The sequence below is a fragment of the Pseudomonas sp. CCC4.1 genome (genome assembly GCF_035019225.1).
GTDB lineage: Bacteria > Pseudomonadota > Gammaproteobacteria > Pseudomonadales > Pseudomonadaceae > Aquipseudomonas > Aquipseudomonas bubulae.
In genome coordinates, this window is sequence record NZ_JASJWL010000005.1 from 66,993 (window position 1) to 91,988 (window position 24,996).

At 57.0% G+C, this 24,996-nt stretch carries 19 protein-coding genes and 4 tRNA genes; 6 read left to right on the top strand and 17 right to left on the bottom strand.

The window, feature by feature from the left end; genetic code table 11:
• From QN377_RS03555 to fabI, 3 genes are read left to right on the top strand one after another with little or no spacing between them, the layout of a single operon-like run.
• Window positions 1-1,020, top strand: a complete 1,020-nt coding sequence (locus QN377_RS03555) for an ABC transporter permease (RefSeq protein ID WP_095019320.1) — start codon at window positions 1-3, stop codon at window positions 1,018-1,020.
• A 1-nt stretch (window position 1,021) separates the two neighbouring features.
• Window positions 1,022-2,632: an ABC transporter ATP-binding protein gene (locus QN377_RS03560; protein WP_095019321.1), complete on the top strand. Its 1,611-nt coding sequence runs from the start codon at window positions 1,022-1,024 to the stop codon at window positions 2,630-2,632.
• A 19-nt stretch (window positions 2,633-2,651) separates the two neighbouring features.
• The gene (fabI, locus tag QN377_RS03565; RefSeq protein WP_016782317.1) at window positions 2,652-3,446 is read left to right on the top strand and encodes an enoyl-ACP reductase FabI; all 795 of its coding nucleotides are present in this window, start codon (window positions 2,652-2,654) and stop codon (window positions 3,444-3,446) included.
• Between the two features lie 240 nt (window positions 3,447-3,686).
• On the opposite strand, the gene QN377_RS03570 is transcribed toward fabI, so the two are convergent.
• The 10 genes from QN377_RS03570 to QN377_RS03615 all read right to left on the bottom strand — a co-directional run bounded on the left by QN377_RS03570 (window position 3,687) and on the right by QN377_RS03615 (window position 13,056).
• Window positions 3,687-5,558 (bottom strand): SurA N-terminal domain-containing protein, encoded by a 1,872-nt coding sequence (locus QN377_RS03570; RefSeq protein WP_095019322.1) that lies wholly within the window; start codon window positions 5,556-5,558, stop codon window positions 3,687-3,689.
• A 229-nt stretch (window positions 5,559-5,787) separates the two neighbouring features.
• Complete coding sequence (locus QN377_RS03575; RefSeq protein ID WP_016782315.1) at window positions 5,788-6,060, bottom strand: HU family DNA-binding protein; 273 nt, start codon at window positions 6,058-6,060, stop codon at window positions 5,788-5,790.
• Window positions 6,061-6,208: 148 nt separating this feature from the next.
• Window positions 6,209-8,605, bottom strand: a complete 2,397-nt coding sequence (gene lon, locus QN377_RS03580; RefSeq protein WP_095001708.1) for an endopeptidase La — start codon at window positions 8,603-8,605, stop codon at window positions 6,209-6,211.
• A gap of 162 nt (window positions 8,606-8,767) precedes the next feature.
• Entirely contained in the window at window positions 8,768-10,051 is a 1,284-nt protein-coding gene (clpX, locus tag QN377_RS03585) for an ATP-dependent Clp protease ATP-binding subunit ClpX (RefSeq protein WP_016782313.1), read from the bottom strand.
• A gap of 106 nt (window positions 10,052-10,157) precedes the next feature.
• Window positions 10,158-10,799, bottom strand: coding sequence for an ATP-dependent Clp endopeptidase proteolytic subunit ClpP (clpP, locus tag QN377_RS03590; RefSeq protein WP_095001709.1), 642 nt, complete (start codon window positions 10,797-10,799; stop codon window positions 10,158-10,160).
• A 90-nt stretch (window positions 10,800-10,889) separates the two neighbouring features.
• Window positions 10,890-12,200, bottom strand: a complete 1,311-nt coding sequence (gene tig, locus QN377_RS03595; protein ID WP_029611584.1) for a trigger factor — start codon at window positions 12,198-12,200, stop codon at window positions 10,890-10,892.
• A gap of 359 nt (window positions 12,201-12,559) precedes the next feature.
• Window positions 12,560-12,635 (bottom strand) — tRNA-His (locus tag QN377_RS03600).
• Between the two features lie 86 nt (window positions 12,636-12,721).
• Window positions 12,722-12,806: transfer RNA gene (locus QN377_RS03605), tRNA-Leu, on the bottom strand.
• A gap of 56 nt (window positions 12,807-12,862) precedes the next feature.
• Window positions 12,863-12,938 (bottom strand) — tRNA-His (locus QN377_RS03610).
• 41 nt (window positions 12,939-12,979) lie between these two features.
• A tRNA-Arg gene (locus QN377_RS03615) sits at window positions 12,980-13,056 on the bottom strand.
• Between the two features lie 280 nt (window positions 13,057-13,336).
• On the opposite strand from QN377_RS03615, the gene folD reads away from it, so the two are divergent.
• Window positions 13,337-14,194: a bifunctional methylenetetrahydrofolate dehydrogenase/methenyltetrahydrofolate cyclohydrolase FolD gene (gene folD / locus QN377_RS03620; RefSeq protein ID WP_088377854.1), complete on the top strand. Its 858-nt coding sequence runs from the start codon at window positions 13,337-13,339 to the stop codon at window positions 14,192-14,194.
• Window positions 14,195-14,414: 220 nt separating this feature from the next.
• On the opposite strand, the gene cysS is transcribed toward folD, so the two are convergent.
• On the bottom strand, window positions 14,415-15,797 hold the full coding sequence (gene cysS / locus QN377_RS03625; RefSeq protein ID WP_095001710.1) for a cysteine--tRNA ligase: 1,383 nt from the start codon (window positions 15,795-15,797) through the stop codon (window positions 14,415-14,417).
• Between the two features lie 22 nt (window positions 15,798-15,819).
• Window positions 15,820-17,517, bottom strand: a complete 1,698-nt coding sequence (locus tag QN377_RS03630) for a glutamine--tRNA ligase/YqeY domain fusion protein (protein WP_095019323.1) — start codon at window positions 17,515-17,517, stop codon at window positions 15,820-15,822.
• 277 nt (window positions 17,518-17,794) lie between these two features.
• Here QN377_RS03630 and QN377_RS03635 point away from each other — a divergent pair, with 277 nt between their 5' ends.
• Together QN377_RS03635 and lpxH are read left to right on the top strand one after the other, a co-directional pair.
• The gene (locus QN377_RS03635; protein WP_095001712.1) at window positions 17,795-18,298 is read left to right on the top strand and encodes a peptidylprolyl isomerase; all 504 of its coding nucleotides are present in this window, start codon (window positions 17,795-17,797) and stop codon (window positions 18,296-18,298) included.
• On the top strand, window positions 18,295-19,032 hold the full coding sequence (gene lpxH, locus QN377_RS03640; protein WP_095019324.1) for a UDP-2,3-diacylglucosamine diphosphatase: 738 nt from the start codon (window positions 18,295-18,297) through the stop codon (window positions 19,030-19,032). The genes QN377_RS03635 and lpxH overlap by 4 nt, the downstream gene beginning before the upstream one ends.
• Window positions 19,033-19,153: 121 nt before the next feature.
• Here the strand turns inward: lpxH and QN377_RS03645 are convergent, their stop codons facing one another.
• From QN377_RS03645 to QN377_RS03665, 5 genes are all read right to left on the bottom strand, one after another.
• Entirely contained in the window at window positions 19,154-20,683 is a 1,530-nt protein-coding gene (locus QN377_RS03645) for a DHA2 family efflux MFS transporter permease subunit (protein ID WP_095001714.1), read from the bottom strand.
• 63 nt (window positions 20,684-20,746) lie between these two features.
• Window positions 20,747-21,952 (bottom strand): efflux RND transporter periplasmic adaptor subunit, encoded by a 1,206-nt coding sequence (locus QN377_RS03650; RefSeq protein WP_095019325.1) that lies wholly within the window; start codon window positions 21,950-21,952, stop codon window positions 20,747-20,749.
• A gap of 9 nt (window positions 21,953-21,961) precedes the next feature.
• Window positions 21,962-23,437 (bottom strand): efflux transporter outer membrane subunit, encoded by a 1,476-nt coding sequence (locus QN377_RS03655; protein WP_095019326.1) that lies wholly within the window; start codon window positions 23,435-23,437, stop codon window positions 21,962-21,964.
• Entirely contained in the window at window positions 23,434-23,907 is a 474-nt protein-coding gene (locus QN377_RS03660; RefSeq protein ID WP_095019327.1) for a MarR family winged helix-turn-helix transcriptional regulator, read from the bottom strand. Before QN377_RS03660 ends, QN377_RS03655 begins: the two co-directional genes overlap by 4 nt.
• A gap of 261 nt (window positions 23,908-24,168) precedes the next feature.
• Window positions 24,169-24,777 carry a tRNA-(ms[2]io[6]A)-hydroxylase gene (locus tag QN377_RS03665; protein WP_095001718.1) on the bottom strand — a complete coding sequence of 203 codons (609 nt, stop codon included), beginning with the start codon at window positions 24,775-24,777 and terminating at the stop codon, window positions 24,169-24,171.
• Window positions 24,778-24,996 lie beyond the last annotated feature (219 nt).

Here is a 24,996-nt window from a genome sequence, read left to right on the forward strand (position 1 = left end):
ATGAAGCTATCCCCCCTCAATCGACGCCGTTTTGCCCGTTTCAAAGCCAACAAGCGTGGCTGGTGGTCGCTGTGGATCTTCCTGGTGCTGTTCGGGCTGAGCCTGAACGCCGAGTTCATCGCCAACGACAAACCGCTGGTGATCAATTACGACGGGGAGTGGTATTTCCCGGCGCTCAAGCGCTATCCAGAGACCGACTTCGGCGGTGAATTCCCCCTCGAAGCCAACTACAAAAGCCCGTATATCCGTGAACTGCTGGCCAAGAAAGATGCCTGGGTTGTGTGGCCACCCATCCCCTACAGCTATCAAAGCATCAACTACGACCTGAAAGTCCCTGCCCCTGCCCCGCCCTCCGCCGAGAACTGGCTGGGCACCGACGACCAGGGCCGCGACGTGCTGGCCCGAGTGATTTATGGCTTTCGCATATCGGTGCTGTTCGCCCTGACCCTGACGGTACTGAGCTCCATCATCGGCGTGATCGCCGGGGCCTTGCAGGGCTTTTATGGTGGCTGGGTCGACCTGGCCGGTCAGCGCTTTCTGGAAATCTGGTCAGGCTTGCCCGTGTTGTACCTGCTGATCATTCTCGCCAGTTTTGTGCAGCCCAATTTCTGGTGGCTGCTGGGCATCATGCTGCTGTTCTCGTGGATGAGCCTGGTGGACGTCGTGCGCGCCGAATTCCTGCGTGGGCGCAATCTGGAGTATGTGCGCGCCGCCCGCGCCCTGGGCATGCAGGACATGGCCATCATGTACCGCCACATCCTGCCCAACGCCATGGTCTCCACCATGACCTTTATGCCGTTTATCCTCACTGGCGCCATCGGCACCCTCACTGCCCTGGACTTCCTGGGCTTCGGCCTGCCCCCGGGCGCGCCGTCGCTGGGCGAACTGGTGGCCCAGGGTAAGTCCAACCTGCAAGCGCCCTGGCTGGGCATCAGTGCATTCGCAGTGCTGGCCATCATGCTCAGCCTGCTGGTGTTTATCGGTGAGTCCGCTCGCGATGCCTTCGACCCGAGGAAATAAGATGACGCAGGACAATCTGATCGAAGTGCGCGACCTCAGCGTCGAGTTTGTAGCGGGTGACACACCGCAGCGGGTGGTGCAAGGCGTCAGTTTTGATATCAGGCGCGGCGAAACCCTGGCCCTGGTGGGCGAAAGCGGTTCGGGCAAATCCGTGACCGCGCACTCGATCCTCAGGTTGCTGCCCTACCCCCTTGCACGCCACCCCAGCGGCAGCATCGCCTACGGCGGCGAGGATTTGCTCAGCGTGGACGAGAAAAAGCTGCGCAACATTCGCGGCAACCGCATTGCGATGATTTTTCAGGAGCCCATGACCTCCCTGAACCCGCTGCACAGCATTGAAAAACAAATCAATGAGGTGCTCGGCATTCACAAGGGGATCACCGGCAAGGCCGCTACCCTGCGCACCCTGGAGCTTCTGGAGCTGGTAGGCATACCCGAGCCTCACAAACGCCTCAAGGCGCTGCCACACGAGCTCTCAGGGGGTCAGAGACAGCGCGTGATGATCGCCATGGCCCTGGCCAATGAACCCGAACTGCTGATTGCCGACGAACCTACCACCGCCCTGGACGTGACCGTTCAGCTTAAAATCCTCGACTTGCTCAAGGATCTGCAAGCCCGCCTGGGCATGTCGTTGTTACTGATCAGTCACGATTTGAACCTTGTACGAAGAATTGCGCATCGCGTATGTGTCATGCAGCGCGGTTCAATCGTCGAACAAGCATCGTGCGAGCAGCTGTTCCGTTCGCCGCAGCATCCTTACACCCGGGAACTGCTCAGCGCAGAGCCCAGCGGAGGCCCGGCCAGCACCATTGCCGGTCCGCCATTGCTGCAAGTCGAGGACCTGAGGGTATGGTTCCCGATCAAGAAAGGCCTGCTGCGCAAGACCGTCGATTACGTGAAAGCGGTGGACGGTATCAATTTCAGCTTGCCCCAGGGGCAGACCCTGGGAATTGTGGGTGAAAGCGGATCGGGCAAATCAACGCTGGGCCTGGCGATTTTGCGTCTGATTGCCAGCAAGGGCCTGATCAGCTTTGAAGGCAAACGGCTAGACTGTCTGTCACAGAAAGAAGTCAGGCCATTGCGACGGGAAATGCAGGTGGTATTCCAGGACCCGTTTGGCAGTCTCAGCCCGCGCATGAGCGTCAGCGAGATTGTCGGTGAAGGGTTGCGCATTCACCGTATGGGCACCGAAGCGGAACAGGAAAGTGCAATTATTGAAGCCTTGCGAGAAGTAGGTCTGGATCCGGAAACCCGGCACCGTTACCCTCACGAGTTTTCAGGCGGACAACGGCAAAGAATCGCCATTGCCCGCGCACTGGTGTTAAAGCCGGAGTTGATATTGCTGGACGAGCCAACCTCTGCGCTGGACCGCACAGTACAACGCCAGGTTGTTGAACTGCTGCGCTCACTGCAAGCCAGGCACAACCTGACGTATTTGTTTATCAGCCATGACCTGGCTGTCGTCAAAGCGCTGAGCCACCAATTGATGGTGGTCAAGCATGGCCAAGTGGTCGAACAGGGTGATGCGCAAAGTATCTTTGCCTCACCGCAACATCCATATACACAACAGCTGCTGGAAGCCGCCTTTTTGGCACCAGTGGCTGTCGATTAACCTGATAGAGGAACAACACATGGGTTTTCTCACCGGTAAGCGCGTATTGATCGTTGGTGTCGCTAGCAAATTGTCCATCGCTTCTGGCATTGCTGCCGCCATGCACCGTGAAGGCGCCGAGCTGGCTTTCACTTATCAGAACGAAAAGCTGAAAGGTCGTGTTGAAGAATTCGCCGCAGGCTGGGGTTCGAACCCTGAGCTGTGCTTCCCTTGCGACGTTGCCAGCGATGAAGAAATCGCCAAGGTCTTCGAAGACCTGAGCAAGAAGTGGGACGGTCTGGACTGCATCGTTCACTCAGTAGGTTTCGCTCCTGGCGACCAGCTGGATGGCGATTTCACCGACGCCACCACCCGTGAAGGCTTCCGCATCGCTCACGACATCAGCGCCTACAGCTTCGTGGCCCTGGCCAAGGCTGGTCGCCCGATGATGAAAGGTCGCAACGGCAGCCTGCTGACCCTGTCCTACCTGGGCGCCGAGCGCACCATGCCTAACTACAACGTGATGGGCATGGCCAAGGCCAGCCTGGAAGCCGGTGTACGTTACCTGGCAGGCAGCCTGGGCCCTGAGGGTACTCGCGTTAACTGCGTATCGGCAGGCCCGATCCGTACCCTGGCAGCGTCGGGCATCAAGAACTTCCGCAAAATGCTGGCGGCCAACGAAGCGCAGACTCCACTGCGTCGCAACGTGACCATCGACGAAGTCGGCAATGCCGGCGCCTTCCTGTGCTCGGATCTGGCATCGGGCATCAGCGGCGAAATCATGTACGTAGACGGTGGCTTCAACACTACCGCCATGGGCAGCCTCGAAGAGTAAACCCTTCGTTACAAGCGCTACTCAAAAACGCCCGGTGCAGAGATTGCATCGGGCGTTTTTTTGCCTCGCGACAATCTCTGGGAGATGATCTGTGAGGGCGGGCTTGCCCGCGAAACAAACGACGCGATACGTCAGACAGAGCGCATGGATGCCATCGCGAGCAAGCCCGCTCCCACAAAAAAACCAGCGCAAAAAAATGGCCGCTCAATGAGCGGCCATTTTTAGCGAAGCAGGCTGAACTTAGTAGCGCTCAACCTTGGCTTCGTTTTCCAACTGCTTGCGGTAGGCAGCAAAGTCTTGCTGGCCAACACGCGAAGCGAGGAAGCGGCGATACGACGCTTTCTCTTCTTCAGTCGGCGCTACTGCATCGTTGACGCCGTTCAAACGCAATACAACCACAGTGCCATCTGCCAGGGTGACACTGCTGAATGTCGGCTTGTCCTTGGCTGCAGGTTTCGGCATGCGGAATACCGCTTGCAGCACGGCAGGATCAATACCTTCCTGACCACGGGCAACCGCTTCCTGGACCTTCCACGCCTGACCATCAACCGGCTGGTTCAACGGCAGTTTGCCATCGCGCAGCTCCTTGATGATTTCTTCAGCACGGGTTTTGGCCGCAGCACTGGCGTGCTCCTTGACCAGTTGCGCACGAATGCTCGAGGCAACAGCCTCCAGCGGCAACTGCTCAGGCTTGCGGTGCTCCTTGACGCGCAACACCACTACGGTCTCAGGGTCCAGCTCCAGGGCTGTACTGTTCGCGCCCTCATCCATCACTTCGGTGCTGAATGCGGCCTGAATCACAGCGCGATTGGCGGTGACACCCTCGCCCCCCTCGCGACCAAATGGCGCAGAGGTATGCACAGTCAGCTTAAGCTCTTGAGCTGGCTGAGCCAGATCGGACGCTTCAAATGCCGAGTCTTCCAATTGCTTGGTTGCATCGACAAACAGGCGTTCAACCTGCTGGGTTTTCAGGTCATGGGTCAGCTTGTCTTTCAGGCTGGCAAAGCTCGGCACTTCAGGTGCTTCAACACCCAACAGCTTGATCAGGTGATAACCGAAGCTGGTGCGTACCGGCTCCGAAACCTGGTCCTGCTTCAACCCGTAAACAGCCGTTTCGAACACAGGATCGTAAACACCAGGGCCTGCGAAGCCCAGGTCACCGCCATTGGCAGCCGAACCCGGATCCTGGGAGAACTCCTTGGCCAGAGCTTCGAAGCTTTCACCTTTGGCCAGACGCTGCTGAATCTCGGCGATCTTGGCTTTGGCCTGCTCGTCGCTGACCTTGTCGTTCACTTCGATCAGGATATGCGCAGCGCGGCGCTGTTCGGCCAGGTTGGCGATTTCCTTTTGATACAACGCTTGAAGCTCATCATCCTTCACGGCTACCTGGTCAAAGAAAGAAGATTTCTTCAACTCGATATAGTCGATCACGACCTGATCAGGGGTCATGAATTCCTTGGCGTGCTCGTCGTAGTAAGCCTTGATTTCGTCATCGCTCAGTTTCACCGCAGCCGGGTCGGCCTTGATGTTCAGCGAAGCGAAATCACGGGTTTGTTTCTCAAGACGGGCGAACGCATTCACCTGTTCGTCGGTCACGAAACCACTGCCCGCCAGACCGGCACGCAGCTGACCAATCAGCATTTCTTCGCCCAGCATGTTACGGAACTGCAAGCGACCGTAACCCAGTTGACGGATCACCTGGTCGAAACGCTCAGGGCTGAATTTGCCGTCTTCCTGAAATTCAGGAGTCAACAGAATGACTTGGTCCAAAGCGGCTTCAGAAAACGAAAACTTCGCGTCTTTGGCGCCTTGCAGCAACAGCTTGCGATCGATCAACCCTTTGAGGGCCGCTTCACGCAGCATTTTTTCATCCAGCAACGACGAGTCGAAATCCTTGCCCAACTGCTGCAGCAGCTGCCGGCGTTGCATATCGACGGCCTGGCTCAGTTCAACCTGGGTGATTTCTTCACCGTTAACCTTGGCAGCATCCTGGCTGGTAGAGGTGGCTTGAAAAATGGCATCGAAACCGGTCAACGCCATTAACGCGACGATGACACCGATGATGGTCTTGGCAATCCAGCCTTGTGAATTGTCCCTGATATTTTGCAGCATGCTTCCCCCAGAAACGGTCTTGCATAATGAGCAACCGTGGAGCGTGGGTAGAGTCCGGATAGAAGAAAGGCGCATCCGAGGATGCGCCTTCTCGTAACTGGCGGAGCGGACCGGGCTCGAACCCGCGACCCCCGGCGTGACACATCGATGTTGCCACCGACTGCACTACCGCTCCGCTGCCAAGCCTGGCGTGCGCCTGACCCGGTTGGGTAAAAGGTGTTACAGAAACTTAGTTAACCGCTTCTTTCAGTGCTTTACCGGCTTTGAAGCCTGGCTTTTTGGCAGCAGGAATTTCCAGCGTTTTACCGGTCTGTGGGTTACGACCAATACGGGCAGGACGATCGGTTACAGAGAAAGTACCAAAACCAACCAGTACCACAGAGTCGCCAGCCTTAAGAGCGCCAGTGACGGATTCGATTACTGCGTCCAGCGCACGGCCAGCTGCAGCTTTCGGGATATCAGCAGATGCAGCGATAGCATCAATCAGTTCCGACTTGTTCACTCTAAGTCCCCTTATATCTGTCTGAGTATGTTTCTAAAGTTTTTTGGTAAAAGCAAAACGACTGCTGAAGCACTTACGGACACTTATAGAGCCGCTTTATAACAAGGGCTCTAAAAAGCGTCAAGAAAGCCCGTCAGGCGAATCCGTATTAATGCGTGCTAATTCTTTCCTTAGAGTCAGATTCTCGTTTGTCGTCCTTGGCAACAATCTCGGGAGCCACATCCGGCAAGGGCTCCGGGGCGTATTGCAGCGCAATTTGCAGGACTTCGTCAATCCATTTAACCGGTTTAATCTGAAGATCCTGTTTGATGTTGTCAGGAATTTCCTTCAGGTCACGAACGTTCTCTTCAGGAATAATTACAGTTTTGATGCCACCACGGTGAGCAGCAAGTAATTTTTCCTTCAGGCCACCAATCGCCAACACCTGACCACGAAGGGTAATTTCACCGGTCATGGCAACATCGGCGCGTACCGGAATCAGGGTCAATGCAGAGACCAGGGCAGTACACATTCCCACACCAGCACTAGGGCCATCTTTAGGCGTAGCGCCTTCGGGCATGTGAATGTGAATATCGCGTTTTTCGTGGAAATCCAACGGGATACCCAGGCTCTTGGCGCGGCTGCGCACCACCGTCAATGCAGCGGTGATGGACTCTACCATCACGTCGCCCAGCGAACCGGTCTTGATCAGCTGGCCTTTGCCAGGAACAACGGCCGCTTCGATGGTCAACAACTCGCCACCCACCTGGGTCCAGGCCAGGCCGGTCACTTGACCGATCTGGTCCTGAACTTCAGCCAAACCGTAGCTGAATTTTCTTACGCCCAAAAAGTGCTCAAGTAGCTCCGGCGTGACGGTGACCGCAAAGCGTTTTTCCAGCGCATGCTCTTTGACCGCCTTGCGGCAGATCTTCGCAATCTGGCGCTCAAGGCCCCGCACACCGGCTTCGCGGGTGTAGTAGCGGATCATGTCGCGGATGGCTTCGTTATCAAATGCCAGCTCGCCCTTCTTCAAGCCATTGGCTTCAATTTGTTTCGGGGCCAGGTATTTGACAGCAATGTTGATTTTTTCGTCTTCGGTGTAGCCAGGCAGACGAATGACTTCCATCCGGTCCAGCAAGGCTGGCGGGATGTTCATCGAGTTGGACGTACACAGGAACATCACATCGGACAGGTCGTAATCAACCTCGAGGTAATGGTCGTTGAAATTGTGGTTCTGCTCGGGATCGAGCACTTCAAGCAGTGCAGACGCCGGATCGCCGCGCATGTCACTGCCCATCTTGTCGATTTCATCAAGCAGGAACAGCGGGTTGCGCACACCAACCTTGGTCATCTTTTGAATCAATCTTCCTGGCATCGAACCGATGTACGTACGGCGATGGCCACGAATTTCCGCTTCGTCACGCACGCCACCCAAGGCCATACGCACGAATTTGCGATTTGTTGCGTGGGCAATGGACTCAGCAAGCGAGGTTTTGCCTACACCCGGAGGACCGACCAGGCACAGAACCGGACCACGAATTTTCTTCACACGCTTTTGCACGGCAAGATATTCGAGAATCCGCTCTTTGACTTCGTCCAGACCGTAGTGATCTGCGTCCAGAATGTCTTCAGCACGCTTGAGATCCAGGCGCACCTTGCTCTGAGCCTTCCACGGCACCTGCACCAGCCAGTCGATGTAGGAGCGCACCACGGTGGCTTCTGCGGACATTGGCGACATTTGCTTGAGCTTGTTCAGCTCCGCCTGGGCCTTGGCCATTGCATCTTTCGGCAAACCGGCAGCATCGATGCGTTTTTTCAGCTCTTCGATTTCATTGTGACCTTCGTCACCATCACCCAGCTCTTTCTGAATGGCCTTCATCTGCTCATTCAGGTAGTACTCGCGCTGGCTGCGCTCCATTTGCTTTTTGACGCGACCACGGATGCGCTTTTCGACTTGCAGCAAGTCGATCTCGGCATCCAGCAGGGCCAGAACGTGCTCGACACGGGCCTGCAGATCGATGATTTCGAGGATTTCCTGCTTCTGCTCGATCTTGAGTGCCATATGGGCAGCCATGGTATCGACCAGACGGCTTGGCTCGTCAATGCTGTTAAGCGATGACAGAACCTCGGCCGGGACTTTTTTGCCCAGTTGCACGTATTGCTCAAACTGCGAAAGCAGGCTGCGCACAAAGACCTCGGATTCGCGATCCGGGGCAGCCACTTCGTCAATCAGGGAGACTTCGGCACTCAGATAACCATCTGCCTGACCAAAATGCTCAACCGCACCGCGCTGCTCACCCTCAACCAGCACTTTGACCGTGCCGTCCGGGAGCTTGAGCAGTTGCAGAACAGTTGCAATGGTACCAACGCGATACAGGGCGTCTTCGCCCGGATCGTCGTCAGCCGGATTCTTTTGAGCCAACAGCAAAATTTGCTTGTCGCCCGTCATCGCAGCCTCAAGGGCCTCGATCGACTTCTCGCGTCCCACGAACAGTGGGATCACCATGTGCGGATACACAACAACATCACGCAACGGCAGGAGAGGCAATTCGATGGTTGTCTTCATGATTTCGCCTCTACGGCGGCCATAAGGCCGTAATCAGATGGATGTAAGCTTGAAGCCAAGATGGGGGCAGTCTTGAAAAAAAACAAGCGTTGAACGACAGGAAAAACAAAGGGGCCCGAAGGCCCCTTCTTTAACACGCAATGTGGAATGCCAGCATTACATTTACGCGTCAGGTGCAACCTTGGCAGTCGCTTCGTTGTTTTCATAGATCAACAACGGCTTGGACTTGCCTTCTATAACGCTTTCGTCGATCACAACTTTACTCACCTCGGATTGCGAGGGGATTTCATACATTGTGTCGAGCAGCACGCCTTCAAGAATCGAACGCAGGCCACGAGCGCCCGTTTTGCGCTCCAGAGCACGCTTGGCCACGGCCTTCAAGGCGTCGGCACGGAACTCAAGATCTACACCTTCCATCTCGAACAGCTTGCCGTACTGCTTGGTCAAGGCGTTCTTCGGTTCGGTGAGGATCTGCATCAAGGCAGCCTCGTCCAGCTCGTCCAGGGTTGCCAGCACAGGCAGACGACCCACGAATTCCGGGATCAGGCCAAACTTGACCAGATCGTCAGGCTCGACTTCACGCAGGGATTCGCCAACCTTCTTGCCCTCTTCCTTGCTGCGCACTTCGGCACTGAAGCCGATGCCGCCGCGAGTCGAGCGAGCCTGTACAACCTTCTCAAGGCCCGAGAACGCACCACCGCAGATAAACAGGATGTTGCGGGTATCAACCTGCAAGAACTCCTGCTGCGGGTGCTTGCGGCCGCCTTGAGGCGGTACGGAAGCCACGGTACCTTCGATCAGCTTGAGCAATGCCTGCTGCACACCTTCACCGGAAACATCACGGGTAATCGAAGGGTTGTCAGACTTGCGCGAAATCTTGTCGATTTCATCGATGTAGACAATGCCCATCTGGGCTTTTTCTACGTCGTAATCGCATTTCTGCAGCAGCTTCTGAATGATGTTTTCAACATCTTCGCCTACGTAACCGGCTTCAGTCAGCGTGGTTGCGTCAGCGATGGTGAAAGGTACATTCAACAGGCGTGCAAGGGTTTCTGCCAGCAGGGTCTTACCCGAACCGGTAGGGCCGATCAGCAGGATGTTGCTCTTGCCGAGTTCGACGTCGTCGTTTTTCTTGTCACGCTGGTTGAGGCGCTTGTAGTGGTTGTACACCGCTACAGCCAAAACCTTTTTGGCACGTTCCTGACCAATGACGTATTGATCAAGGATGCCGCTGATTTCTTTTGGCGATGGTAATTTATGCGCGCTGCTCTCGGCCTGGGCTTCCTGCACCTCCTCACGGATGATGTCATTGCACAGGTCAACGCATTCGTCGCAGATAAAGACCGAGGGGCCGGCAATCAATTTGCGCACTTCATGCTGGCTTTTGCCACAGAAGGAGCAATAGAGCAATTTGCCGTTGTCCTCGCCGTTGCGGGTGTCAGTCATTCGATCGATCCAAATCCGATAGGCTTGCAACACAAGATGAAGGCAACTGCGGGCTTTTTCAAGCCCGCAGGTGGTCGGTTAACCCAACCACCCACATTTGAGCTGCTTAAGCGGGCATTTGACGCTTGCTGAACACAGAGTCGATCAAACCGTATTCGGCTGCACGCTCGGCGCTCATGAAGTTGTCACGCTCGGTGTCGCGCTCGATGGTTTCGAGAGTCTGGCCCGTGTGGTGAGCCAGCAGCGAGTTCAAACGGTGACGGATGTTGAGGATTTCCTTGGCATGAATGTCGATATCCGACGCCTGGCCCTGGAAACCGCCCAGTGGCTGGTGAATCATCATGCGCGAGTTCGGCAGGCAGTGACGCTTGCCCGGTGCGCCACCAGCCAACAGGAAGGCACCCATGCTGCAGGCCTGGCCGATGCAGATGGTCGACACGTCAGGCTTGATGAATTGCATGGTGTCGTAGATCGACATGCCTGCAGTCACCGAACCGCCCGGCGAGTTGATGTACAGGTGGATGTCCTTGTCCGGGTTCTCGGCTTCAAGGAACAGCAGCTGCGCAGCCACCAGGTTGGCCATGTAGTCTTCTACGGGGCCGACCAGGAAGATGATTCGCTCCTTCAGGAGGCGCGAGTAGATGTCGTAAGCGCGTTCGCCACGGGCGGACTGCTCGACAACCATCGGGACCAGGCCGCCAGCGGCGTGGATATCAGAGTTCTGCTGAATATAAGAATTGCGGGACATGTCCGGCAGTCACTCCCAAATAGTCTTGTCTGGATACGCATAAGCCAGCTCGAGGCTGGCTTATGGTTGTGTTTTCTAACGAGTCAGAAATCAGTCGGCTTGTGGAGCTTCCACCGGCTTGACAGCTTCTTCGTAAGAGACCGCTTTATCGGTCACCTTGGCCTTCTGCAGAACAGTATCCACAACTTGCTCTTCCAGCACAACCGAACGAACCTCGTTCAATTGCGCGTCGTTTTTGTAGTACCAGGCTACAACCTGCTCTGGCTCCTGGTAAGCGGAAGCCATTTCCTGAATCATTTCGCGAACGCGATCTTCGTCAGGCTTGAGGTCGAACTGCTTGACCACTTCAGCCACGATCAGACCCAGCACTACACGGCGGTTGGCTTGCTCTTCGAACAGCTCTGCCGGCAGTTGATCAGGCTTGATGTTACCACCGAACTGCTGAACAGCCTGCACGCGCAGACGGTCAACTTCGTTGGCCAGCAGCGACTTCGGCACTTCGATCGGGTTGGCAGCCAGCAGGCCGTCCATTACCTGGTTCTTGACCTTGGACTTGATGGCCTGACGCAGTTCACGCTCCATGTTCTTGCGAACTTCGGCGCGGAAGCCTTCCAGACCGGTTTCCTTGATACCGAACTGGGCGAAGAACTCTTCGTTCAGCTCTGGCAGCTTAGGCTCGGAAACAGTGTTCACGGTTACGGTGAACTCGGCTTCTTTGCCAGCCAGGTCCAGATTCTGGTAGTCAGCAGGGAAAGTCAGTTTCAGAACGCGCTCTTCACCGGCTTTGGCGCCTACCAGGCCTTCTTCAAAGCCAGGAATCATGCGGCCCGAACCCAGCACCAGCTGAGTACCGGTGGCGGAGCCGCCAGCGAACACTTCGCCGTCTACCTTGCCAACGAAATCGATGTTCAGCTGATCATCGTTCTGGGCAGCACGGTCAGTCACTTCAAAGCGGGTGTTCTGCTTGCGCAGCACGTCCAGCATCTTGTCCAGGTCGGCATCAGCCACTTCGGCGCTCAGGCGCTCGATAGCGATGGTGTCCAGACCGGTCACTTCGAATTCAGGGAATACTTCGAAAGTAGCAACGTATTCCAGATCTTTGCCTTTTTCGAAAACCTTAGGCTCGATCGAAGGAGCACCAGCCGGGTTCAGCTTCTGCTCAACCACAGCTTCGTAGAACGAAGACTGGACTACATTGCCCAGCGCTTCCTGGCGCGCATCAGCTTCGTAACGCTGACGGATTACGCTCATTGGCACCTTGCCTGGACGGAAGCCCGGGATCTTGGCCTTTTGGGCAGTCTGTTGCAGACGCTTGTTGACTTCAGCCTCAATACGCTCAGCTGGCACGCCAATGGTCATGCGACGCTCAAGAGCGGAAGTATTTTCAACAGAAACTTGCATGGATATTCCTCGTTGCACAGACATTAGCCGGCCGTTTCCGACCCCATAATCAAGGGCAAGCATTCTAGTGGGTCAAACTCAAGAAGTCACCCTACCGCAAACACCCTAAGAAACGGCCGACAGAAATTAAGTAAAAGCAGCCATCCGCCTCGCCTTCTATATAGATAGAAGACTGCACTGATCAATTGGCGATAACGGGCAGCCTTTGGAGCTACCCCGATCTGCGCGCATTGTCACACAAATCACAGAGGACGCTAAGCATGCGGGAAACAAGGCGCCGAACGACACCCCTATATGCGATTCTCAAACCGCAGATACAAAAAAACGCCAGAGGGTTAGTCTGGCGTTTTCTTTTAATATGGGGTGGACGAAGGGGATCGAACCCTCGACAACGGGAGTCACAATCCCGTGCTCTACCAACTGAGCTACGCCCACCATAGTGCGTTTACAACGCTGCCTGCTCCTGGAAGCCGACAGTTACAACCAAAGAAAAAGCCGCTACAAGCGGCTCTATCAAAATTTGGTGCGGACGGAGAGACTCGAACTCTCACACCTTTCGGCGCTGGAACCTAAATCCAGTGTGTCTACCAATTCCACCACATCCGCATTTCAAACTCTTGAAGCAAAGACGCCAGACTTTTAATCTGGCGGCTTTCTAAATATGGGGTGGACGAAGGGGATCGAACCCTCGACAACGGGAGTCACAATCCCGTGCTCTACCAACTGAGCTACGCCCACCATATTGCCTGTACTGCTTTACTTGTGCCAAAGCTGCCTAATGGCGCACCCGGCAGGACTCGAACCTGCGACCATCCGCTTAGAAGGCGGATGCTCTATCCAGCTGAGCTACGGGCGCATTGTTAGCCTGTATTCTTTGACGACTACAAACCAAGTGCTTTCAGTATCACCAAGCTGGACAACAACTTCGCTCTACCTTCTTAACCAGTGCTAGGCTGTGCCCGACAAGTGCGACGAATGTTATAGGTGAGCCCGTAAGTCGTCAACTGTTTTTTAAAAAAAGTTTAGAAATATAAAGGAGTTAGGGCAATAAACAGACCAGGCGCCTTTGCCCTCGCGCCGCGGCATGCGAGAATGCACGTCCTTTTTCCACCCTTTACGATGGTTAATCACGCGTAATGACTGCACAACTAATCGACGGCAAAGCGATCGCCGCCAGCCTGCGCCAGCAGATTGCCAAACGTGTCGCCGAGCGCCACGAGCAAGGCCTGCGCACCCCTGGTCTGGCAGTGATTCTGGTCGGCAGCGATCCTGCTTCCCAGGTTTATGTTTCGCACAAGCGTAAAGACTGCGAAGAGGTAGGCTTTATTTCCCAAGCCTATGACCTGCCCTCCGACACGACCCAACAGGACCTCACCGACCTGATCGACCGTCTCAATGACGACGCGAACATCGACGGCATCCTGCTGCAACTGCCTCTGCCTGCCCATCTGGATGCCTCCAAACTGCTGGAGCGTATCCGTCCGGACAAAGATGTCGACGGTTTCCACCCCTATAACGTCGGTCGTCTGGCCCAACGCATCCCGCTGCTGCGCCCATGCACCCCCAAAGGCATCATGGCCCTGCTGGAAAGCACCGGCCAGGACCTGTACGGAATGGACGCGGTCATTGTCGGCGCCTCCAATATCGTTGGACGCCCGATGGCCATGGAATTGCTGCTGGCTGGCTGCACCGTGACCGTAACCCACCGTTTCACCAAGGACCTGGCCGGCCACGTTGGCCGCGCCGACCTGGTGGTGGTAGCTGCCGGCAAGCCTGGCCTGGTCAAAGGCGAATGGATCAAGGAAGGCGCCATCGTCATCGACGTGGGCATCAACCGCCAGGCTGATGGCAAGCTGGTGGGCGACGTGGTGTACGAGACCGCCCTGCCCCGCGCGGGCTGGATCACCCCGGTACCGGGCGGCGTAGGCCCGATGACTCGTGCCTGCCTGCTGGAAAACACCTTGTACGCAGCCGAAGAATTGCACGGCAACTAGTGCAAAGCGCTGCAAAAAAACGGCACCTTCGGGTGCCGTTTTTATTGGCGCCGCTAAAATCCGAGCAAACAAAAGCCCGCACTTGGCGCAATGCCATGACCTCAATTGTGGGAGCGAGCCTGCTCGCGAAAGCCCACCCGAGACCTTCGCGAGCAGGCTCGCCCCCACAAAATCATCAGCATCACGCCCCGTACGGGCTTTTGTTCACACAACGGGCAATCTAGTCAGCCAAGCGCCAGGTTGTCCCGCCTTTACTGTCTTCCAGCACCACACCCATTGCGGCGAGCTGATCACGGATACGGTCAGACTCCGCCCAGTCCTTGGCAGCGCGGGCAGCCAGACGCGCATCGATCAAGGCCTGCACCTGAGCGGCATCGATCTTGCCTTCAGCACCGGCCTGCAGAAAGTCATCCGCTTCAAGCTGCAACACACCCAGCACATCGGCCAATTGCTTGAGACGTGCCGCCAGACCGGCAGCCGCCTGCAGATCGGTTTCGCGCAACCGGTTGATCTCGCGAACCATCTCGAACAGCACCGCACAGGCTTCCGGCGTACCGAAGTCGTCGTTCATGACCTGGGTAAAGCGCTCAACAAAGGCTTCACCACCGGCCGGAGCAACCTTGGGCAACCCTTTCAGTGCGTTATAGAAGCGATCAAGGGCTGCCTTGGCATCCTTGAGATTGTCTTCTGAATAGTTGATCGAGCTACGGTAGTGGCTCGACACCAACAGATAACGCACAACCTCCGGGTGATACTTCGCCAGAACGTCGCGAATGGTGAAGAAGTTGTTCAAGGACTTGGACATCTTCTCGCCGTTGATGCGAATCATCCCGCAATGCATCCAGGCATTGGCGTAGGTTTTACCCGTAGCCGCCTCGCTTTGGGCGATTTCGTTCTCATGGTGCGGAAACTCCAGGTCGCTGCCGCCGCCATGAATATCGAAGGTCTCACCCAGGCAGCAGGTAGACATCACCGAGCATTCAATGTGCCAGCCCGGACGACCCGGGCCCCACGGCGACTCCCAGCTCGGCTCGCCCGGCTTGACGCCTTTCCACAACACGAAGTCCAGCGGATCGTCCTTGGCCTCGTCGACCTCGATGCGCGCGCCGATGCGCAGATCTTCGATCTTTTTGCGCGACAGCTTGCCGTAGCCCATGAACTTGGCAACGCGGTAGTACACGTCACCATTGCCCGGGGCATAGGCGTAACCCTTGTCGATCAGGGTCTGGATCATCGCGTGCATGCCAGGGATATGATCCGTGGCACGAGGCTCCATATCCGGCTTGAGGATATTGAGCCGCGCTTCATCTTCATGCATGGCCGCGATCATGCGCTCGGTCAGCACCTCGAAAGGCTCGCCGTTTTCACGCGCACGATTGATGATCTTGTCTTCAATGTCCGTAATGTTGCGCACGTAGGTCAGGTTGTAGCCGCTGAAACGCAACCAGCGGGTCACCAGATCGAAGGCAATCATGCTGCGACCATGGCCGATGTGGCAGTAGTCGTACACGGTCATGCCGCACACGTACATGCGCACATTGTTGCCGTCCAGCGGCTTGAAAACTTCTTTGCTCTTGGTGAGCGTGTTGTAGATCGTAAGCACGGCTTGTTCCTTCAAAACTTGATCACTGGCCCCACGAATCACGCAGGGTCACGGTACGGTTGAATACCGGGTGACCGGGTTTCGAGTCCTTGATATCTGCGCAGAAGTAGCCTTCGCGCTCGAACTGGAAACGGTCTTCCGGCTGTGCATTGCCCAGCGAGGGTTCAGCACGACAACCGGTCAGTACCTGCAGCGAGTCAGGGTTGATGTTTTCCAGGAAGCCCGCGCCGTCTTCGGCCTTTTCAGGGTTCGGCGAGCGGAACAGACGATCATACAAACGCACTTCGCATTCGACGCTGGCAGCCGCCGGCACCCAATGCACAACACCCTTGACCTTGCGACCCTCGGGGTTTTTACCCAGGGTCAGCGGATCGTACGAGCAATGCAGTTCAACGATGTTGCCATCGGCATCCTTGATCGCTTCGTCGGCACGGATCACATAGCTGCCGCGCAAACGCACTTCGCCCGCAGGCTCAAGACGCTTGTAGCCTTTTGGCGGCTCTTCCATGAAGTCTTCACGGTCGATGTAGATTTCACGGGCAAACGGCAACACCCGCACACCCATGTCTTCCTTAGGGTGGCAAGGCAGCTCGAGGTTTTCGACCTGACCTTCCGGGTAGTTGGTGATGATCACTTTCAATGGACGCAGCACGCACATGGCGCGCGGCGCGCTGTGGTCCAGATCGTCACGAATGCTGAATTCCAGCATGCCGAAGTCAACAACACCGTCAGAACGGTTGGTGCCGACCATGTCACAGAAATTACGAATCGATTTAGGCGTGTAACCGCGACGGCGGAAACCCGACAGCGTCGACATGCGCGGGTCATCCCAGCCGTTGACGTGCTTTTCATCGACCAGCTGCTTGAGCTTGCGCTTGCTGGTGATGGTGTAGTTGAGGTTCAGACGGCTGAACTCGTACTGACGCGGGCGCGCCGGTACTGGCAGGCTGTCCAGGAACCATTCGTACAGCGGACGATGGCTTTCGAACTCCAGGGTGCAGATCGAATGGGTGATGCCTTCAATGGCATCCGACTGACCGTGGGTGAAGTCATAGTTGGGGTAGATGCACCACTTGTCACCGGTCTGGTGGTGATGGGCATGACGGATGCGGTACATGATCGGGTCGCGCAGGTTCATGTTCGGCGAGGCCATGTCGATCTTGGCGCGCAGCACACGCTTGCCGTCTTCAAACTCACCGGCGGTCATGCGGGCGAACAGATCCAGGTTCTCTTCAACGCTGCGGTCGCGGAACGGGCTGTTCTTGCCGGGCTCGGTCAGGCTGCCGCGGTATTCCTTGGCTTGCTCGGGCGTCAGGTCGCAGACGTAGGCCTTGCCTTCTTTGATCAGGTAAATCGCCCACTCGTGCAGTTGATCGAAGTATTGCGACGCGTAACGCACTTCACCGGCCCACTCGAAGCCCAGCCACTTGACGTCGCTTTCGATGGCGTCGATGTATTCCTGGTCTTCTTTTGCCGGGTTGGTGTCGTCAAAACGCAAATGCGTCACGCCGCCAAACTCTTGAGCCAGCCCAAAGTTCACACAAATGGATTTGGCATGACCGATGTGCAGATAGCCGTTTGGCTCCGGCGGAAAGCGGGTCACGATCTGTGTGTATTTACCCGAGTCTAGGTCCGCCTGAACGATTGGACGCAGGAAGTTAGCCGGGACAGCAGGGCCAGCCTTTGGATTCAGAGTGGGGTCGACAGTGGGCTTGCTCATAGGATCCTTGAACGTAACAGGGTGCGCGGCCTGGGTCGGCCGACTAAATCAAAGCGCCTATCATAGCCGATGCCGCCAAGTCACTGACAGAGCAGGTGCTCAATCAAAGCGATTGAAATGCCGGCTTTTAGTCCCCATATGGGAAAAACACCATCGAAATGCCGTGCGAGCACGCTAAACTCCGCCCGCGGCTGTATCTACCCAGCCAGCCCGGGAGATTGAGGTGTGTTCACCCCGCTCCCCGGCCCGACGAATTCCCTGATAGAGCGATACGACCATGACCCAAGTAAAACTGAGCACCAACCACGGCGACATCGTGATCGAACTGAACGCTGAAAAAGCACCGATCACCGTAGCCAACTTCATCGAATACGTAAAAGCCGGCCACTACGAAAACACCGTTTTCCACCGTGTAATCGGCAACTTCATGATCCAGGGCGGCGGTTTTGAGCCAGGCATGAAAGAAAAGAAAGACAAACGTCCAAGCATCCAGAACGAAGCCGACAACGGCCTGCCGAACGAGAAGTACACCGTGGCCATGGCTCGCACCATGGAACCGCATTCGGCTTCCGCCCAGTTCTTCATCAACGTGGCTGACAACAGCTTCCTCAACCACAGCGGCAAAACCGCTCAGGGCTGGGGCTACGCCGTATTCGGTAAAGTCGTTGCAGGCCAGGACGTAGTAGACAAGATCAAAGGCGTTGCCACCACGTCCAAAGCCGGCCACCAGGACGTGCCTAAAGATGACGTGATCGTCGAGAAAGCAGAGATCATTGAGTGATACTGCTGATTTCAGATTTGCATCTGGAAGAGGAGCGCCCGGACATTACCCGGGCGTTTCTGGATTTCCTGACCGGGCGTGCGCGCTCGGCTCAGGCGCTCTACATCCTGGGCGACTTTTTCGAAGCCTGGATTGGCGACGATGCCATGACCCCCTATCAGCGCTCGATCTGTGCAGCGCTGCGCACCCTGAGCGAGACCGGCACGCAGATCTTTCTGATGCACGGCAACCGCGACTTTTTACTTGGCCAGGCCTTTTGTAAAGCGGCTGGCTGCACCCTGATCAAAGACCCCAGCGTGGTCGACTTCTATGGCGAAGCGGTTTTGTTGATGCACGGCGACAGCCTGTGCACGCGCGACGAAGCCTATATGCGCCTGCGACGCATCCTGCGCAACCCCGTCACTTTGTGGGTCCTGCGCCACCTGCCGCTGAGCACCCGGCATAAACTGGCGCGCAAGCTGCGCAGCGAAAGCCGCGCGCAGACCCGCATGAAAGCCAACGACATCGTTGACGTGACCCCCGAGGAAGTACCCCGGATCATGGCGCACTTTGGTGTGCACACCCTGATTCACGGCCACACCCACCGCCCGGCGATACACAAACTGCAGATCGGCGAACAGACCGCCCGGCGCATTGTGCTAGGTGACTGGGACCGCCAGGGCTGGGTACTGCAAGTGGATGAGCAAGGTATGCAGCTCGCGCCGTTTGATTTTGCTCCGCCTGACGCACAGTAAACTCGTGGGCGCGAGCCTGCTCGCGAAGGTTTCTGCGCAACATCACAGATAAACCGCATGCCGACTTTCGCGAGCAAGCTCGCTCCCACAAGGGACTTGCAGGGCTCCAGCCCCTCTACCTCTAATGCCCGCTGGTCGCCGGCCCCGCCTTGGCTATAAACGGTGGTTTCGCCAGCCACACCAGCAGAATCAAGCCCATAAACAGCCAACCCATCATGGTGAAGTAATCCACGGTGGAGAACATATAGGCCTGACTGGTCAGAATCTTGTCCATCTGTGCATAGGCGGGCGTGCTGGCGCCCCCCAGGCTTTCGAGCGTATGCCGGGTCACAGGGTCATAGGCGCTGATGCTTTCGCTCAAGTAGGCATGATGCTGATCCGCCCGGCGAATCCAGATCCAGGTGGTCAAGGACGCCGCAAAGCTGCCGCCCAGTGTGCGCAGGAAGGTCGCTAGCCCCGCGCCATCAGCAATCTGATGCGGCGGCAAATCCGACATCAAAATGGTCAAGGTCGGCATAAAGAACAGGGCCACGCCAATCCCCATGAACAGCTGCACCATCGCGATATGCTGGAAATCCACCTCATTGGTGAACTCGGCACGCATAAAGCAGCTCAGGCCAATAGCCAAAAAGGCCAGCCCGGCCAACAGGCGCAAGTCGAATTTATTCGCGTACTTGCCCACAAAGGGCGACATCAAAACCGGCAAGATCCCGATCGGTGCCACCGCCAGACCGGCCCAGGTAGCGGTATAGCCCATCTGCGTCTGCAGCCATTGCGGCAAAATCAGGTTGATACCAAAGAACCCGGCATAACCCAACACCAGCACAATGGTGCCAATCCGGAAGTTACGGTGAGCAAACAGGCGCAAGTTGACGATCGGATGCTTGTCTGTCATTTCCCAAATGATAAAGGCCGCCAGTGCCACTACCGATAACGCCGTGCCCGAGAGGATGAAACTGGACTCGAACCAGTCCAGATCATTGCCCTTGTCGAGCACGATCTGCAACGCACCCACACCGATGATCAAGGTGATTAGTCCCACGTAATCCATCGGTTGACGGGTAATCACCACCGGGCGCGCCTTGAGTTGCTGGCGAACCACCATCACGGCAAAAATACCGATCGGGATATTGATAAAGAAGATCCACGGCCAACTGTAACTGTCGGTGATCCAGCCGCCCAAAATAGGCCCGGCAATCGGTGCAACCACCGTGACCATTGCCAGCAATGCCAATGCCATCCCCCGTTTTGCCGGGGGATACACCGCAATCAGCAAAGTCTGGGTCATGGGATAAAGCGGCCCGGCCACCAACCCCTGGAGCACGCGAAACCCGACCAGCTCTGGCATCGAGGTGGAAATACCGCACAAAAACGAGGCCAGAACGAACAGCATCGTGGCCCACAGAAACAACTTAACCTCACCAAACCGCCGGCTGAGCCAGCCGGTTAACGGCAAGGCAATCGCGTTACTGACCGCAAATGACGTAATGACCCAGGTACCCTGCTCCGAACTCACTCCAAGATTACCGGAGATGGTGGGCAAGGCGACGTTGGCGATGGTGGTGTCCAGCACCTGCATAAAGGTCGCCAGCGACAGGCCGATCGTGGCCATTACCAGGCTGGGAGGGGAAAATGACGCGTTTGTACTCATCGCAAATCCTTTAAAACCGGGGATGCAGCCCCACCCTTGCGGCGGGGCTCATGGATTGGCGAATCAGCGTTGGGCGGCCATGTCGCCAGTGCCAGCGCTGTTGCTGTCAATCAAACGCGTAATCAGGGCTTCGGCATCGACCAATTGCTGCGCATACACCGTGGTGGAGAACGAAGCTTTTTGCGGCGGTTGCTGAGCCAGTACCGGACCACTTTGGTCACGCAGGTTGACATCCACAGTCGTCGACAAGCCGACCCGCAACGGGTGCTCGGCCAGCTCATCGGCATTGATATGAATACGCACCGGCACACGCTGGACAATCTTGATCCAGTTGCCCGTGGCATTTTGCGCGGGCAACAGAGCAAATGCACTGCCGGTACCGGCACCGATACTGTCGATGGTGCCGCTGTATTTCACGCCGCTGCCGTAGATATCAGACTCAATATCCACCGCCTGCCCGATACGCATCTTGTGCAACTGGGTTTCCTTGAAGTTGGCATCGATCCACAGCTGGTTAAGCGGAATGACCGCCATCAACGCCGTGCCCGGCTGAACCCGCTGGCCCAGCTGCACGGTGCGCTTGGCCACATAACCGGTGACCGGCGCAATCAGGGTGGAACGGGCATTGGCCAGGTACGCCTGGCGCAGTTGCGCCGCTGCAGCCTTCACATCCGGGTGGTTGGCCACCGTGGTGTTATCGACCAGCGCCAGGGTGGTGTCGAGTTTTTGCTCGGCATTGCGCAAGGCGCTTTGCGCCGAAGACAGATCATCCCGGGCATGGGACAACTCTTCCTGAGAGATCGCCCCGCCTGCTGCCAGGCTTTTACGGCGGCTGTAGTTATCCTGGTTTTTCTGCACTTCAACTTTCTGCGCAGCCACCTGGGCTTTCATGCCCTTCACATCACTGAACAGGCCGCGTACCTGGCGCACGGTACGGGCCAGATTGGCTTCAGCGCTCTGCAGGCCGACCTGGGCATCGCTCGGATCGAAGTCAATCAGCACCTGCCCTTCATGCACCAGATCGCCATCATCGGCGCCGATACTCACCACCGTACCGGTGACCAACGGGGTGATTTCAACCACGTTGCCATTTACATAGGCATCGTCGGTGCTTTCATTCCAGCGACCATAGAGCTCTTCCCAGGCCCAGACACCCAGCCCGAGCAGGATGACCAAAATTGCCAGGCCGCTCAGCCAGAGCTTGCGTTTGCGCTGGCTGGCAGCGTCCTGGGGTTGTTGCGTTTCATTCGGTGTTTGCACAGTGGCCATGACGGGTACCTAAATTATTCTGCCAGCGAGGGCTTCAGCGGGAGCGGCCGCAGCCGGATTGCCGGGCTCAAGTCCGCCGCCCAGGGCTTGCATCAGTTGAATCGAAAGGTCGATCTGCTCGGCATTCAGGCCCGCCAGCTGGCGCTGCGCCTGCAACAATTGCTGCTCGATGCTGAGCACGTCGAGGTAGTTGCCGACACCCGAGCCGTAGCGCTGCAAGACGGTATCGAACGACTCCTGAGCGATCTGGGTGGCCCGTTGCTGGGCGCTTATCTGCTGGCCCACGGCACTTAACTGCGCCAGGGTGTCACTGACATCGCCCAGGGCGCCGACCAGGATCTTGTTGTATTGCGCCACCGCCAGATCGTAATTGGCGTCCTCTGCGTCCAGCCCGGCACGCAAACGCCCGCCATCAAAGATCGGCAGCGAAATCGCCGGGGCAATATTGAGGAAGCGACTGGCAGAACCGAACAGCGCATCACCCAGCAACGACTGGGTTCCCGCCGCTGCACTCAAATTGAGATTGGGATAAAAACGCGTCCGGGCGGCGGCAATATTCTTGCTCGCTGCCTCTACCCGCCAGCGCGCAGCCACCAGATCGGGGCGACGCCCCAGCAGTTCAGCTGGCAAGCTGCTCGGTAACGCCACGGCGCCCGGGGCGAGGGTTTTCGGGCGAGCGATATCCATCCCGCGGTCCGGCCCCTTGCCCAACAACACCGCCAGCGCGATGCGTGCACTTTTGAGTTGTTTTTCAGCATTGATCAACTGCTCTTGGGAGCTGGCCTCAAGGCTTTCGGTTTGCTGGTACTGGTAATGGCTGTCGATACCGGCTTGCAGGCGGCGCTTGCTCAGGTCCAGCATTTTACCGGTGCGTTCCAGGTCATCCCTGGCCAGGTCGCGCACGATAAAGGCATGTCCCAGGCTGCTATACCCCCGCGCTACATCGGCAGCCAGGGTCAGGCTCGCGGCCTGAGTGTCGACTTCGGCAGCGCGGGCCTGGCCCAACGCCGCTTCCCAGGCCGCACGCTGGCCACCCCATAGGTCGAAGGTGTAATTAAATGTCAGGCTGGCGTTACGTAGCGTGTCGTAACGGCCACCCTGGCCGGTCGGATCCTGGGAACGCGACAGGCGCGAACGCGAAACATCGGCCTCGGCATCCAGGGTCGGCATGCGTGCGGCATCTGCAGCCCCGGCTGCAGCCGTTGCTTGATGGGCGCGGGCACTCGCTATTTGCATATCAGGGCTGTCGCGCAACGCTTGTTCGATCAAGCCATCCAGCTGAGTGTCGCCCAGGCGCTTCCACCAGTCCTTTTCAGGCCATGCCGCCGGGCTGACGGTAATGCCTGCAAGGGTCCTGGCCGCTTCCAGGTTTTTCCCGTCCTGGCTCACACCCTCGGTGTTCAGCCCGCTGTAGCTGGCACAACCGGCCAGCAGCATCGACGTAAAAACCAGGCTAAAGCCTGTACGCAGTGTCTTGTGGCTCATTTTTCACCTAAACGCATGACAGTGATGGGATCACCCGCTGCCAACAGTATTTTCTTGAGGATCTGTTCCAGGCTTTGCAGTTCTTGCGGGCTGATGGCGCCGGCCAGCTGGTTCATCGCATCGGCACCGACCTGCGGCAGAAGGCCTGCCAGGGCCTTGCCGTCTTCGCTCAGTACCAGCCGCACCTGGCGACGGTCAGCCTCGGAACGCTGGCGCACCAGCAGGTTTTTCTGCTCAAGACGATCGAGCATGCGCGTCATCGAGCCGCTGTCCAGGCACAGATGGCGGCAAAGCTCAGCCGGAGTGTCGACGTCGAACTGGGCCATGATGATCAGCACCTTGAACTGCGCCGCGGTGATGCCGTAAGGCTCCATATGGCGGTCAATGATCTTGTCTTTGAGCATGGCCGTGCGCCCCAGGAGCAAACCCAGGGTGCAGTTTTGAAAGTTATCGGGGTGAAAATGCTTCATCAGGGCACCAGGAAGCTGCCTAGGCAGTAATGTTTCTAAATATTACTGTCTAGGCAGCTAATGTCAAGCCGATTATTAGGTGGCTATCTATCTGGTTTTTCAGCGGGCACGCAAACCGGTGCCTAAGAGAGCAACTATCTAGATGATGGTGGGATTGTTGTGGGAGCGGGCTTGCTCGCGAGGGCATCGCCCTGCCTGCATGACAGACCGCAGCGTCTGCATCGCGAGCAAGCCCGCTCCCACAGTAGATCTACAGAAGACTCAAGAAACTGCCGGCACACCACTATGAAAGCGGAATTCAACATCCGGCGATTCAATCAGCTCCTGCTCCGCCGCCCTCACCCGCTCGATCACCTGGGCGATATCCTTGGCGTCGCCATACTGGTAGGCCAGCTTCAGATAACCCTGGAAATGTCGGGCCTCGCTCTTGAGCAGACCGAAGTAGAACTTGCCGAGCTCTTCGTCCAGATGCGGCACCAGCGCCTCGAAACGCTCGCAGCTGCGGGCCTCGATAAACGCCCCCACCACCAGGGTATCCACCAGCTTGACCGGCTCATGGTTGCGCACCACCTTGCGCAGCGCCGAGGCATAGCGCCCGGCCGATAGCTGGCGCAGCTCGATCTTGCGCTTTTTCATCAGACGCATGACTTGCTCGTGGTGCACCAGCTCTTCACGAGCCAGACGCGACATCATATTGATCAGGTCAACATGGGAGTGATATTTGGCGATCAGGCTCAGCGCCGTGCTGGCGGCCTTGAACTCGCAGTTTTTGTGATCGATCAGCAGGGTTTCCTGATCAGCCAGTGCCGCTGCAATCCAGCCGTCAGGCGTTCGGCAACCCAGGAACTCATGAATTTCAGGAAGATTCACGCGCACACTCCCAGGCATTGGGAATTGCACGGCAGACCGGCAGTGATTTGAACAATTGCTGACATGGGACTCACAAAGACTGAATTGAGGCGAGCCGGTGATTATACGGGCCCCGGCGCGCAGCACCAACGACACAACTTGATATGCATCAACGCAGGTTCAACTGCCGACCAACTATAGTGAATGCACGCCGTTTCTATTACATGTGGAGTCACCGGT